The sequence below is a fragment of the Endozoicomonas sp. ALD040 genome (assembly GCF_049275945.1).
Classification (GTDB): domain Bacteria; phylum Pseudomonadota; class Gammaproteobacteria; order Pseudomonadales; family Endozoicomonadaceae; genus Endozoicomonas_A.
Genome location: NZ_CP184829.1, coordinates 1,391,615 through 1,407,473 on the forward strand (window position 1 = coordinate 1,391,615; position 15,859 = coordinate 1,407,473).

2 protein-coding genes are annotated in these 15,859 nt (G+C 49.4%); one reads left to right on the forward strand and one right to left on the reverse strand.

Annotated elements, in window-relative coordinates; translation table 11 throughout:
• Positions 1-153 precede the first annotated feature (153 nt).
• The gene (locus ACOJUN_RS04220) at positions 154-7,512 is read right to left on the reverse strand and encodes an AAA family ATPase (protein WP_422135423.1); all 7,359 of its coding nucleotides are present in this window, start codon (positions 7,510-7,512) and stop codon (positions 154-156) included.
• A gap of 266 nt (positions 7,513-7,778) precedes the next feature.
• On the opposite strand from ACOJUN_RS04220, the gene ACOJUN_RS04225 reads away from it, so the two are divergent.
• Positions 7,779-15,755 (forward strand): AAA family ATPase, encoded by a 7,977-nt coding sequence (locus tag ACOJUN_RS04225; protein ID WP_422135424.1) that lies wholly within the window; start codon positions 7,779-7,781, stop codon positions 15,753-15,755.
• Positions 15,756-15,859 lie beyond the last annotated feature (104 nt).

Consider the following 15,859-nt stretch of genomic DNA (forward strand, 5'->3'; position numbering starts at 1 on the left):
AATCTCCTTTCCTGATGTCCCTTGGGGGACTGTATTGAAATTACTTAATCATTTGACCTTGGGATGGGTTTAAAGTTCCATTTTAACGGTTACCCCTCTGTAGGGTTGTCCAGCCTCCTTTGCGGGAATGACGGGAGTGAAGCCGGGAATCATTCAGATATCAAATGCGTCACAGAGCGAATTTAAATTCATGCTGTTTAAAAACTCTTCGGCAATTTTTGTCAGCTCATTGGATTGGAGTATCAGAGCGTTAGTGGCGTTGAATGCCTGCTTCAGGTAGGTAACCTCAATACATTCATGTATGAGGGAATTGGCATCTATTTCTGACATCATGGTGTAGAGCTCTCCCGGTGAAGAGGGATCGTGAGCGCCATGGTTGCCTCTGTCCAGGGTCCCCCATTTGAAAGCATTGATCCAGCAATACGTTAAACTACCGCCTTTCGAGTGCGTTAATTCATACAGATAATGACTGAAGGCCTGCTGAATCGCTTGCCTGCACTTGTTTAAATTATCCATAGGTGTTTCCTTCTCTAGCGGCTGCAAGTCTGGGCGTTTATTAACTTTTTGTTTAAGAAGAGCTTCGACCTTGTAATGGATCACGTTGTTGTACCACTCAGGTTTTCCTATGATAATCACCGGACGATGGTTTGCCTTGCCGGAAATGAACTGCGCAAATGCAGGGTTGTGTACCAGCATTCGTTCTATATTCGGAATGCCCTCAGGTTCATTCGTCCAGTGCGTCTCTAAAGAGGAGTTGGCAATTTTACCTTCAAGGAATGACGAAAACCCTTCATGACCGTGAGTGATGAAAAGGGTAGCGGTATCACTTCTTTTCTCTTGTAAGCTTTTATAAAAGAATTGCCATGACTGGCTGTTTTTTTCCCTGGACAAGAACGCCTGATACCACTTTTTCAGGCAATGGGCGGCTTCAACTTTCAGTTCATCGATGCCTTTCAGATGCACCAATAGCCGATGAAGATCAGAATCCAGATGAGAATAATTCTTATCGTTCGGCAGTGGGTCCAGCCAACCCGATACCATGGCTTCACGGGCAAAGCGAATAACCGAAGGTCCGGTTAAGTTGGTATTCAATATATTCAGCATTGACCTCAGCCATTGGTGTGGGCTCACTCCGCTCTGAACAATCATTTTTGAGTGTAATGATTTGAGTGATTCAGTGACCTGATCTCCATCATTGTTGGACAATATTGCTTTTACTGCTTCCCACATCTGACTTCTGGTAAATAAGTTTTCAGACCCGGAACAGGCCAATGCTTTCTCGTCAGCGCCTAATTCTTCTGTATCCAACGACTCCACCATTAACACGCCCATGGAAAAACCGGCTAAATCTTTTTGCTTAAAAAGTTTACTTACCATTTCGGAAACAGTCAGATTGGCTTGCGGTAATGCACGATTTGTCTCAAGGGATTTTTTCAGTTCCTCAAGGTTCATCTCAAGGGCCCTGGCCAGAGCTTGCTGTTGGGCTAAATCAGCACTTTTCAGGAGATCCTTAAGCTTCTCTGATTTAATGCTCCAATCATTGAGCTTCCTGTAGCGAGGTATAATTACTGTTGCCTCCACGGGCGCCCCGCCCAAATCCACTGACTCCCAGGATTGGCCTCCATCCACGGAATACTCGGCAAAGACGTGCGTGAGGCTCTCTATTTGCCGACTGGGAATCCCGAAATAGCGACAAAAAGCAACAAAAACAGGCGCACGATGACGACAGCTACCTTGCCGCTTTGTTACCAGGAATCGAAAGAAATTTTCACTCTCTTCCGGTTTAGCTGCACCGGAGAACTGTTTGCAGTATTCCGTGATTGCGCTAATTCGTTGCCTGACGTCTTTAGCGTTTATTATTGTGTGCAACGGTGCCTGTATTTCGGCGGGTTGTTCGTTGATGTTATCAAACAGCTCCTTCAGTACGGACTTCATGCCTTCTGAACACTGGACGTCAAAAAGGGCTTTTTTAGCACCCGTTTTACCGCTCGGCTTTGCGGGTTCTACGACATAAGTACATTGAAAACTCTGGCCGACTGCGGCCAGAGGAATAAACAGTGTATGAAGCCCGGTATACTGGTCCCTGATCAGTTTAAATGGTAAACAGGGTTCTATATGCAGGGCCACGATAGAGTCACTGGCCGTCAGGCTGGGCAATGGACATTGACCGTTCTTTGGTGATATCTCAAGGGTTGCCAGCGTTTGATTTCTGGTTAATGTCACTTTCCTGTCATTCCCTGGCAACCGCCCAGGTGTGAGGGTTTCGACTCCCAGAAGGTGCTTACCATCAAGATTGATCTCTTTGATTTCACCCCTGGCAGTGACACGAATATCCCATGCCTCCCAGCGATACATCTTAGGGTGATGCAGCGAATCAAAAATTTTACAATATTCAACCTTTGTTATCTCCTTATCCTCATAGTTCGTGCTTCGGTCCAATGCCGGGGCTTTTTGTTCCTCGACTTCCGGGTCGTATGGTTCAGGAGCGTCGTCACCGCTAATAGCGGATGCTTTGTTAATAAAATCGTTTACCCAACGGTTCGGCAGATCACTGATCTGATGCCAAAATGCGGGCCAGCATTCAACGTCATGGGCATTCCATACCTGTATCTGCTTATCGGCCTCCTGAAAATGACGCTGGTAAGTCGGCATTTTCAGCGTTTGCGCCTGCTCTTTCGTCAGGGGAAATACGCTATTAGCGTCCACGTTCGTAAGGTCAAACACACAAGCGAACCAGCATTGCTGCCAGTGTCTGTAAAGTGCCTGTGTGAAAATATCGTCCGACTCACGCGGCTTCAGGGAAAGACCGGATGCCTGCCATCTGGTCTGGGCCACCCTCTTGATAAGTTCTGTTTTTGCGTCCTCTTTATCCAGAAGGGTATTAATACGAATTTCATGGCGCTTTTCATTAATGCTGTTGAGGTCACTTTGTCGTATCAACCAGGGACGATCAACGCCCGATACCGTTTGGTAGAACCATTCGCTCAGCTCAGGATCAAGCGATCCTTTGCCTATGGCAAGAGCCGATGATTTTGGCAGTTCCTCCAGAGAGATGTTGGCGGCCATCAGATAAAGCCGGTAGTGCTGATTGAGGTATTGATGGAGTGCTTTATCGCTAAAATCCCCCCCTCTGTTAACCGCTCTGGTGACATTCTGTAGATCAAGGCTGGTTGGTTGCAACGGCAGTTTTCTCCGTTGCAGGTAAGCTCTTAGACGACAATGTTTCTCAGTCAACCATTTAGCCGCGATTTTTCCCCGCGGTTCCTGTGGCAACACTTTCTCAGCAATGGCCTGCAATTCTGCCGGGTTATACTGCCGGATCGGCAAATGCCGAAAACGCCCTTTCAGTGCCGGTGATAAGGGTTTTCGCCCGCTGTACTCAGGCGGGTTGATGGTGGCAAACAGGTGAAAACCCGGATGGGCGTCACCGGCCAGAATATCGTTTAACTCACCTTCCAGATGCTGGCTGTCGATCAGGTTCATTTCCGAAATCACCACGATGCCGCCTTCAATTTTTGCCGTCTGTATCTTTTCGCACACTTTGTCCCAGGAACAATCGCAGGCATTCAGGTAAAAGACTTTCGGCATAGACTCTCCCCGTCGTCTGGCCTCCTGTCTGACACTTTCAATTACCAGGTTCAGCGTGGCATCCTTGCCCCGTCCCGCCGGGCCTTCAATCAGTGTCGCCTGACGACCGCCGTGTTTTCTGTTGAGATGATAAGCCTGCTGACAGCGGCTTAAATCCTGTCCAAGCCATTGCACCAGCTCACAGACTGCCGATCCGGAGGTATCAAAGTCTGGTCGGAATTCTCTGGTAACTGTACAGAAGGTCTGCTGAATATCTGACAGGGTCTTGTTACGTACTCTGTTGCTCAGGGTGTTCTCCGGTTGGTAACGGGCAGCAAACCAGATTTCCAGTGCTGACAGGGCATCCTGATGAGTTTCGGTGATTTCCGGTCCCAGTACATCCCGAAAACTGTGTTGGATCAAACTGTTTATTTGCTCACAGGTCACACTGCCGCGAGCGGGCAGGGCTCGATCCAGATACCAGCCCACCCAACTGCAGATATCCGTTAAATCCCTGGGGGTAAACTCATGGTCGGACAAGAGTTCCTGATAATATTGCCAGAGCGCCATCAAGCTGTTGCTGGCTCTGTGTGCAATGTCGTTTATTTGATGCTCCAGCAGGTGCCGTTGTAAATGCTTGACGAGAGCTGGTTCCACCACTCTGTCCCGAAGGAATGCCTGGTCCAGGCGAGGGTAGTAAGCTGTCGGCAGTTTCTCTTTCAGTGCCGGGTCCATTTGGCGCCCGGCGTAATGATCGGGGTTACCGGTGAGAATCACCCGGTGTTTTGGGCTGACCTTGGCAGGATGACCATTCACATAGATGCAGGGTTGCGGTTCCCATAAACCGTTCAATGATGCCAGCAATCCGGCTTGGGCCAGGTTGGCTTCATCCAGAACCAAACTAATGTATTCAGCGTCTTTGTCGGATTCGGTATTGGCCCATTCCATCAACGCCCGGTTTTGCTGCACCATAAAGCGGTCGCCATCGGCGTGTTGTTGCCACTGCCAGCGTTTCATCAGGGTTTGTTCGCTGTCGGAAGGTCCCAGGGATAGCAACGAAGCCTGCCCTGAAGCCTTTGCCAGCTTCGCTGAAAAGTAACTTTTCCCGGTGCCGGTTTCCCCCTGCAGGAAGATAACGGGAGAGTCCTTAAGTCGGCCATGGAGTCGGGATAATCGACGGCTTTCACGATCCTCCTGACCCATCTTGCCATGATAAAGATCATGGGCCAGTGCTGACAGAGACTGATCAGCGGAACCCTGAGATTTCATTGATTCAGACAGTCGATTTTCTATGCGTTCAATGCGTTCTGAGTCAGAATTTTCTGCAACATATTCTCTTCTGGCAATGTGAAAACAATCGGTGGCCAGGGCGTGAATGGCATCGGATCGGGCGGTCTGCTCTGGTAGCGAAAATAACTGCCAGCCAGAAGCCAGTGCATCTTGCAAACGTTTAATCTGTCTTGATGGCCTGATGGCTAAGGATTGCCAGGGCTTTGTTGCCGTCGGATCGGCTGTCAACTGATACGCTATAGCCTCCCGTTTTTCTTCATGTGCATGGGCTACGATCATGGCACAGAGCCTGTCGAGAACGTTTTCTTCGCCCCATGCTGGAAATGGATGTTCATAGGCCAGTTGTAATTCGATGCCTTTAAATACTGCCTGATCAAAGGCTCTGGCCAGTTGCCAAAGGTTCTGCCTGACAAACTTTCTATCCAACCGCCGGGAACTGTTGATGATGGCATTTAAACGATCCGGGTCCACCGAAGCCGTTTGATCCTCATCTGGCGTTTTATCCGGTAACAAGTGCCAGCAGGCCACTTTCATAAAATCCCGTACTGATGGGTTCTGCCGGGTGCCATGGGTGAGGATGCTATCGATGGCCTTGCGCCAGTGGCGGGGTAAAAGCTGTAAGGACTGGTCAACCTGCTGTGCCCGCCGGGCAGCCAGTATCAGGTTATGCAACAACCCTTCGGTCATTTCTGGTAGCGGGTTACAAAGGTCAGCAGGTACGGTTTCAAACGCCTGGTAAAGTTTATTAAGCGCCTGTTCTGGCAGCTCAGCCCGGGAGATTTTATGCTTGACGGCATTGATCTCCCAGAGATCCACCTCAGGACAGGGCTTACCCTTGGCAACCATCGAACGAAATATTGAAGATGGACTTTTTACAGACTCAGGCCAGAGCATTGTGACATGAGCTTGTGGATAAGCCTGTAACTGCCCATTGACCAACAGAGGTTGGCCAGCAACCAGAGGCTCCAGAAGCTGCTGAAGAATTGGATTGGTTTCCAGCCCCCGCAATACCACTGGCTGGCCAGCGGTCAATGCCTCCTGCAATTTACTCTGACGGCGTCCGAAATAGGCCTTTTGTTCCGAGCTGATATGGATATTATCAAATAGCTGGCTGAAACTGGTCTGTTCATTGACCCGAATCACCAGAGGGGCTTCCGGATGATTATTGAGCCAGTGACTGGCCTGGGCAGCTTGCTGATAGGTAAAGGTATTAAAGGCGGAGCGAGCCCTCATTTTTTCCTGCAGGTAAGACAGAGGCTGCTCATTATTTTCTGCCAATCCCAGAGCTTTCGGCTGACGTTTTGAATGAACTACCTGAAGCAGCGGCTCTTCGCCGGTTGTTTCGCGAATCGTCTTTAATGAACCCAGCAAACGAAACCAGAGAGCCTCAGTCAGGGGAGAGGTGACGGTAACTGCACCACCAGCCCGAACCTGTTCCAGCAGGCTGCTATTGGGAACTGCAATGCCTTCCGGGTGAATGGCAATGGGGCTCAGCCAGTCCCTGATATTATTCCGGTTAATGATGATCGGGTTTTGAGGTGCGTGCTTTTTATCAAGTTCTTTTTCACAGTTTTTTTCATGAGAGTGTGACAGGTTTTGGAACAGTGAATAAAGCTCGTCATCGCCAACCGGCATCTGATAAAACTGAACATCGTCGGGTAATGGACAGATCTCCCCATTACTCTCAAAGCACTGGTGCGCCAGCATCTGTCGAATGGTCTGTTCAAAGGCCAGGTCTCCCCAGTCGGCCCCTTTCAGAATCACCCGCTGTCCGCTCCTCAATGACTCAAGCCTGCCGGGGATATGCCGGATTCGCCCCTGTTTATCCACACCGGGGCCGCCCAGCAGCAACTGTCGCCAGTGATTGTGCAAGTGGCAGTTAATTAGAAAGGTATTGTCGTCCATGGCAGTTTCGGCAGAGGGGAGTTCAGCCAGTAGCGGTGGAACCTCGTTGATCTCCAACGATGGGTCATTGCCGGTTTTTGCGTCCAACTGCCAGGTATTGTCCGGTCGATTAATTCGCCGCCAGAAGTCAGCCCCCGGTGCGTCGTCAAGCCTGCCAACCGACCTCAACTGTTCAGGGTCTGCCAGCACCAGCAGAGCAACATGCTCGCCCAGGGGGCGCTTCTCCTTGCTGACTCTGTCGTACAGACAGGGGTTATCCGGGTCCAGCAGGTCGTTAAATTTGGGCAGATCCTCGCTGGTGAGCTTTCGGATATCGATCACCAGGGTGAGTGGCTGCGAACCTTCAAACAGTTTGCCCGGATAAAGGGTGTGGCGACCCTCGTCGGAAATGCTCAAACGGCTCACCAGGTTAGCCTGTGAGAGGTCATCGGGATGGGAAATAAGGGTGACATCCCGATGTTCATCGCAGGTCCGGGCCACTAAAAGCCGACGAACGTCATCATCATTGGTGACAAAACGAAAATCGAAGGCATGAGAGGTCTTGCAGAATGAGGAATCCGTTGAGGATACGGTTCTTGCCGTGTCAGGTGACTGAATCTGAGGTGATGATACATTGAGTTTGGCCATGACATCAGAGCAGATCCCGACATCATTTGCTGATAATTCCAGCTTTGGTTTCTTGGATGGTACGCCAGTATCAGAGCCACTATCAAAAACCGATTTGTTTATTTCCCTTATTCCACCATCCATGGTCAATCTCCCTTCCTGATGTCTTTTGAAGAACTGTATTGAAACTGATTGATTGTTTGACCTTAGGATGGGATTAAAGTTCGATTTTGACTGTTACCCCTCTATAGGGTTGCCCAGCCTGCTGTTCGGCTGTACTGAATCAGGTGAGGCCGTCGCATCTGCCATGGTTGCGGCTCTCTATTTAAATGGAACTTACGTTTAATCTTAAGGTCAAATTATATAACAACTTCAACTTGGTTCTTCAGATCGCAGTAAGGAGATTGACTATGGATGGTCAGATTGATGAAGGTACAAAAAAACACGCTCTGGATCCTAACCTTCTTGATCATGGCGGGCATGGCGTGGCAGCCAAGAGAGCAAAGCTGGATTTATTATCAGAACAAGAGAAGACTGTAAGAAGCTGCTCTGAAGTAAGGTCCAAACTAAAAAGATCGCCATCTTTGGAGACGGTGCCTGACAAAGTCAGAACCGTTTCTTTAACGGATTCCTCGCTGCCAAAGGCGACTCATTCCTTCGATTTTCGTTTTGTCGCCAGTGATGATGAAGTTCGGCAGCTTTTGACTGCCATAACCTGTAATGAAGATGTTACTGTTATTTCCCACCCCGATGACCTCTCACAGGCTAACCTGGTGAGTCGGCTGAGCATTTCCGAAGAGGGTCGTCATACTTTGCGCTCGGGCAAGCTGTTTGAAGGTTCACAGCCATTCACTCTGGTGATGGATATCCGACAGCTCACCAACGAAGAACTGCCCAAATTCAACGATTTACTGGACCCGGATACCCCCTGTCTGTACGACAAAATCAGCCAGAAAAAACACCCCCTTGGCGGGCATGTTTCTCTATTGGTCCTGGCAGACCCTGAACAGTTGAGGTCGGTTGGCAGGCTTGACGGCGCATCGGCGGCCGGCGCTCCGGGTGCCGATTTCTGGCGGCGAATTAATCGTCCGGGAAATACCTGGCAGTTCAAGGCACAGACCGGCAATGATCCATCGATGGATATCGATAAAGTTCCTCCGGTATTGACTGAACTCCCCTCTGCCGAAAGTGCTATGGAAGACGACAATACCGTTTTAATTGACTGTCATTTACACGGTCACTGGCGACAGTTGCTCCTGGGCGGTCCCGGAGTGGATCAAGAGGGGCGAATCCGGCACATCCCCGGCAGGCTTGAGTGTTTGAAAGCTGGACAACGGGTGATTCTGAAAGGGGCCAACTGCCGTGATCTGGCCTTTGAACAGACGATTCGGCAGATGCTGGCGAAAAAGTGTTTTGAAAGCAATGGCAAGATCTGTCCGTTACCCGACGATGTTCAGTTTTATCAAATGCCGGTAGGAAATGACGAGCTTCATTCACTGTTCCAAAGTCTGTCCCACTCTCGTATCAGAGAAGGCGCCAAAGAAGATGACAATAGAGAGAACGCACCAGGAAAACCGATCATTATTAACCAGAGTAATATTGCCCAATGGCTGAACCCCATTGCCATTGCCCCGGAAGGCTATGCAGTACCTAACACCTGTCTGTTGGAACAGGTTCGAGCGGGTGGTGTCGTCACCGTAACCTCTCCCCTCACTGAGGCACTCTGGTTTCGTTTACTGGGCTCATTGGCGACTATTCGCGCGACCACCGGCCTGAAGCCCGGACTTGAGGTAGCCCACTGGAAACAGCAGCCGAAAGCCCTGGGATTGACAGAACAAGATGAGCGCCCTTGGTCCGGGAGCCAACAGCAACAGAAAAAAATCAAAAATCATGATGCCTTTGAAGCAGTCACTTATCGGCAACATGCCGAGGCAAGCCAATGGATCAATGATCACCGGGGAGCACCTCTGGTCATCCGGGTCAATGAACAGACTTGCTTAAGTCAGCTATTTGATAATCTCTATATCACCTCAGAACAAAAGGCGTATTTTGAACGACGCCAGAGTAACTTGCAGAAGGCATTAATTGCTGGCAAGCCAGTGGCATTCCTGGGGCTCGAACAAAATCCATCCCTGGCGCAGCTGTTGGAACCTCTGATGATGGGGCAGCCTCTGCTGGTCAATGGCCAATTACAGGCCTACCCCCGGGCTCATGTCACCCTGCTCTGGCCTGAGTCTGCGATAAGCCCATCGCCAGTATTTCGTTCGCTGGTTGCTGCGGGTAAGCCGTGTCCCGAGGTCGATCTCTGGGATATCAATGCCCACAAGCATGGTATCTCTCGGACTGAACTGCCAGAACAAGCGCTTAAGCAACTTTACCAAGCGTTTGAAACCGTCCCTTGCGGCCTTTGTAACCCTTTGCCTGAAATGACCAAAGGGTTGTTGAATAACCTGATACTGGCAGCCCAACGAGCACAGCAGGTTGACCATGCCTCACAGCTTTTACCTCGCCACTGGCGCAAGGCCATCGATAGCGTCGTCACCCATGGCACCCGCCAGCATCAGTCCGTGCGTGATTTTATGAAAGTGGCCTGCTGGCAGTTGTTACCGGATAAGATGCCGGATGCTGATGAGAAACCGGATAAGGATCAAACCGCCTCGGTAGACCCGGATCGGTTAAACGCCATCATCAACAGTGCCCTGCCATTGAATAGAGTGTTTGTGGAACAGAACCTGTGGTCACTGGCCAGAGCCTTTGACCCGGCAGTATTTAAAGGTAACGAATTACGACTGTCCTATAAAAGTCCATTTCCAGAGTGGAGTGAAGCAGACGTTCTCGACAGGCTCTCTGCCATAATTCTGGCCCATGTGCCCGAACATCAACGAGATGCCATAGCGTATCAGTTGGAAATAAGTCCGGCGGCAGCAAAGCCCTGGCAATCGTTGGCCATCAGGCCAGCAAGGCAGATTAAACGTTTGCAAGATGCACTGGCTTGCGGCTGGCACTTACCTTTACTACCGGGGCAGACCCGATCCGATGCCATTCACGCCCTGGCCATCGATTGTTTCCACATTGCCAGAGGAGAATATGTCACAGAGAATCCCGCAGAACGCATTGAACGCATAGAAAATCGACTGTCCGATTCGCTACAGCCGGGTTTTGCTTATAGGCCATTGTCAGCACTGGCCCAGGATCTTTATCACGGCGAGATGAGTCAGGAGGATCGTGAAATCCGTCGATTATCCCGGCTCCATGACCGGCTTACGGACTCTCCCGTTCTATTCCTTGAGGGAGAAACCGGCACCGGGAAAAGCTACTTTTCCGCCAAAATGGCAAAGGCCTCAGGACAGGCTGCGGTCATTTCCCTTGGACCTTCCGACAGCGAACAGACCCTGATGAAACACTGGTACTGGAAAAAGTACGCCGATGGCGATCGTTCTATGGCACAGCAAAACCGGGCTCTGATGGAATGGGCCAATACCCCGTCCGACAAAGACGGACACTATGTCACCCTGGTACTGGATGAAGCCAACCTGGCCAAAGCAGGGTTGCTGGCATCATTGAATGGCTTATGGGAACCAGAACCCTGTATCTATATAGACGGTCAACCTGTCAAGGTCGGCCCAAAACACCGGGTGATTCTCACCGGTAACCCGAATCATTACGCCGGGCGCCAGCTCGACCCGGCCCTGAAAGAGAAACTGTCCAGGGCTTACTATCCCCGCCTGGACCAGGCTTTCCTTCGGGACAGAGTAGTGGAACCGGCTCTGGTCAGGCGGCTACAACGGCATCTGCAGGACTACGACCAAATCAACAAGATTGCACATGAAGCCACCGAGAGTGTGATGGCACTTTGGCGGTACTATCAGGAACTGTTGCCCGAGCATGAGTTTACCCCCAGGGATTTAACGGATATCTGCAGTTGGGTGGGCTGGTATCTGGACCGTGGATTATCTAAAGGAGACAGTGTTAGCTGTAAGCAAGTGAACAGTCTGATCCGGCAAAGTTTTCGGGATGTGCTGGGTCCTGAAATCACCGAGACTCATCAGGATGCCCTTTTGGCACTGGAAATCTGGTTTGCTGCCCGTTATCAACTGGACAACACCCTGAACGACAAAGTTCGTACACAGAACCTGAATGATATACAGCAGCCCTTCATGGAATACACCGACAAAAACCGACCTGAGTTTGATACCTCCGGATCGGCAGTCATTGAACTGGCGCAACAGCTTGGACAGGATTTAAGTCGCTGTCAGCAGGCTTATCATCGCAAGATAAAACACGACGGCCGTCAGGCGACCCTGATTGAAGGCCCGGCCGGACGGGGTAAGGATGCCACGCTGAACCTGGTGATTGAAAGCGCCAAACAGCGGGCCAGACTAAGGCAAGAACCCATGCCAGAGGTCCATCTACTGAATGCCTGTGATTGTTCCTGGGAGCAACTGTGTGAAGTAATCCAGAAAGCAAAACTGGAAGGCGGCATCGTGGTGATTTCAGAAATGAACCTGATCGACAGCCAACATCTGGAAGGTGAGTTAAACGATATTCTGGCCGGTGATGCCCATCCGGGCTTCCACCTGTTCGCCACCATCAACCCGCCAGAATACAGCGGGCGAAAACCCTTATCACCGGCGCTGAAAGGGCGTTTTCGACATTTGCCCATCCGGCAATACAACCCGGCAGAATTACAAACCATCGCCGGGAAAGTGTTGCCAGAGTCCTCAGAAGGGACATCCGCCGCTAAAAAGCTAACAGAAAAACATTGTCTTTTAAGGGCTCATCTGCAAGGCAGAAAACTGCCATTGCAGCCGACCAGCCTCGATTTACAAAATGTCGCCAGGGCCGTCCTCGCAGGAGGCGATTTTAGCGAAAAAGCCGTTCATCAATGCCTCAATCAGCACTACCGGCTTTACCTGATGGCCGCCGATATATCACTGGAGAAACTGCACGAGTCACCGGCTCTTGCCATGGAGAAAAGTGAATTTAGTTCCGGACTTTGCCGTTGGTTCAATCAAACGGTATCGGGCATTAGTCGTCCGTGGCTGATACGAAAAAGTGATTGCAACAGTATTGATGAAAAAAACCATGAAATTCGTATTAAGACCCAACTGACTCCGGAGGAAGCCAAAACGGAAATCATCAAGGGGATAGCTCAGGCAAAATGGCAGGCATCCGGTCTTTCCCTGAAGCCGGACGAGTCGGACGACATTCTCACCCGGGCACTTTACCGACACTGGCAGCAATGCTGGTTTGATCGTCAGTTTGGCCAGTCGGGCGTGGACGCCAGTAGCCTATTCCCCCTGACGGAAGAAGAGTCACAAACGCTGAAATTGTCTATTAACCAGCCTTATCTTCAGACAGCTGATCAGCGGATAGAAGCATGGGAAGCCGGTGAAGTTCAATGGTGGCCTGCATTCTGGCGTCAAATCAGTGGTCTGCTGAACCATTTGGTAGACGATTTTATTAACGAAACTCCAGCTGTTAGCGCTTATAAAGCGCCTGAACAAAACTTGCCAAAAATTCAGGAGCAACAGGCTTCGGCACTGGATCAGAGAACGAACCGTGAGCCACAACCCGTTAATGAAGTATCGACTATCAGCTCTGATAAAGCGCCTGAACAAAACATGCCAAAAGTTCAGGAGCAACAGGCTCCGGCACTGGATCAGAGAACGAACCATGAACCACAACCTGTTAACAAAACGTTGGCTGCCAGCGCTGATAAAACTCCTGAAAAATACCTTCCAGAGGCCCACCTGGAAAAGGCTCCGAAATTGGACCAGAAAACGAATTATGAGAACCAGGAAAGGCCAACCGTTAAGGAATATAAAATTTTTGATACGACGCAGTTTCCTTCCGCAATGATGCGCCTGTGGGCAGAGGATGTTTATGTGTCTCCTGAGGGCAATGTCAAACAGATCAGTATTAATGATCAACACATACAGGGAGCCGAAGTCCTCGTACCTGCAAGGTTGCCAGAGCCTGACCAGGAAGTGATATTGGCCAGAGATCAAACGCTGGCAACTTTTACCTGGCCATCAAAGAATGGTCAACTTAAATTGCCCAGCCTGACGACTAAAGACTATATCGTGGCCCTGCGTATAAAACCCGGTTTTTCATATACCCTGCTCAGGGATCGATATACCGGACTTCACACACTGTTTATTCCGGAAGCCAAAGACAACCAGAATATTGAATTGGCTTATATCGTAGAATCCAGAAAAGCGGGCAAAAAAACACCTGTTGAAGAAGTCCGACCCGCACAATCAACACGTTTTGACACCCGCTGTTCAGAAGGGATGAGAAGCGTACTGAAGGAAGTGTTTGATAACATTAAGGGGCAACCAACCGAAGTACAGATACCTTTGCAGAACATAAAAGACGCCAAAAATACAAAGCAACGCATTAAGGCGATCAGGGACTATTGTAAACAGTTTTCCGGTAAGGCTGAGCCGAAAAAAACGGAAAATTACTTTCACTTCCTGGTAACACAACGGCAGGGGCGCTGTCGTCATCGTGTGCCTGTGTTTGTTGCTCTTTGTCGTTATTTTGGGATTCCATGTCGGAAAATTGAAAGCTATACCCATGCCTTTGCAGAGTTTTCCGCAGATAGAGGCCAAACCTGGGAGTCAGTGGATTTGGGCGGAGCGCCTACTCGGGATATAAACATCCTGTCCAAGTTCCAGCCTCGCAGGCAGGTCAGTGGTTCTGGCACTCAGTCGAAGAAAATCAAGGATATCCTGAAAGATGCTGATTTAGCACAAAAGGCAGCTCTGGCTCAAGCCATTGGTTTGAGCCCTGAGGAATTGAGCAAAGCCCTTGAGCAAGACACTACATTGCCGGTATCCCAACTAGACACTCTCGAAGTACTAAAGGAACTTTGGAGGCGAAAAGATTTAGCCAGTTTTTCATTGGGCGTCGCAATGATTGAGTCGCTGGATACAAAAGAATTGAGCGATGTCAAGCATGAATTGCTCAGTAGTGAGACTCACCCCAATCGCAAGAATGGATTTCCCGATAGTAAGCCTTGGTTCGACTACGACGATAAATCTCTCATTAATAGTCTTTGGACTGGTCACGAGGATCTGCCTCCCAGTCATATTATTCGCGGCGATAGGCATAACCCTAAACCTGTGTCAGAAGCAGTAAAAAGATTATTGATCTACAGGCATGAAGATCAGGTCACTGAACCACTCAAGTCACTCCATTCAAAATTGATTGATCAGGCCGGAGTAAGCCCACAAAAGTGGTTGAGTGCAATAGTGGATATACTGAAATTCCCTTGTATAAATAGTTCGACTATTCGCCTTGCCCATGAAGCGCTGACATTGGGTTGGCTGGATCCACTGCCGACCGATATGGTGGGGGCTCATGAACATCACGATCTGTTGGTGCGTCTGCAAAATATCGATGCACTGAAGGTTAAAGCCACCCGTTGCCTGAAAAAGTGGTATCAGGAACTTTTGTCCAGGGAAAAAAATAACCAGGTATGGCAGTTAGCTTATAAAGACTTCCTGGAGAGAGAAGGTGATGTCATGTTCGTCGAACATCGTCATGGCGGGTTTTCGCGACTGCTTGAAAAGAACATTGCCAGTCAATCTGTAAAAAGTGCCTGGACGGAACAACCTGAGGGAGTTCCTGATATAGAACGAATGCTGGCGCAACAACCCGCATTTTCGAAGTTCATCTCAGGGCAGACAAACCACCGTCCGGTAATTATCCTGGGGCAACCTTCCTGGCGAGACAGTGTGAGTAATGAAAAAATCGAAGCCCTGTTTCAACTAAAAATCAAGAACACCCCCGATTTGAAGGCGGCATTGGAAAGAATCAATAAAAATCATGCAAACCGTGATCAATGCGCCCATAACCTGCAAGCATTGGGCAAAGCATTCAGGGAAGCTGGGGGCAATACGCAATCTCAGGCTCAAAAAGAGGAATATGAGAAAAAACGGGATGAACTCATGGATAAATACACCCTTAGCTTAAAGACCCTTAATTCGTCATCAAAGGACGAAGAACTTTTGAATCATTTAAAAGACAAATGCAAGAAAGCGATTCAACAGGCCTTCTGTCATTACCTGTATGGAGTAACACACTCGAAAGGCAGTAGCTTAATGTATTGTTGGGCCGAAGCTCGCGTAGGGTCTGAGACTCAGGAGAGCGACAACTATGGCACTCATGCTCCATCCTCACCAAAAGAGCTATACGCCATGATGTCTGAAATTGATAGCTCTCGCGAATGTGAGCACAGGTTTAAAGATGCCTACTTAAGGCAAGCACTCAACGTCAGTAATGCTCTGGTGCTCAAACCCAGTAAGCTGGAAGCCATCGCCAAAGAATTTTTGAGCAGCGTGAATTTGATCTCGCTTTATGAGTCATTAGAGACCTGATAAAGAAAAAAAGAGAAAAAAAGACACCCATAATAAAATAAAAAAAGACACCCATAAATTTTTTTTACCATCAACCTGGTCTACTTTTTCACCCATCACTGATT

Excerpts from the sequence above, each read along its gene's own strand:
- ACOJUN_RS04220 (WP_422135423.1), bottom strand. The coding sequence starts at position 7,512 with ATGGATGGTGGAATAAGGGAAATAAACAAATCGGTTTTTGATAGTGGC.
- ACOJUN_RS04225 (WP_422135424.1), top strand. The coding sequence starts at position 7,779 with ATGGATGGTCAGATTGATGAAGGTACAAAAAAACACGCTCTGGATCCT.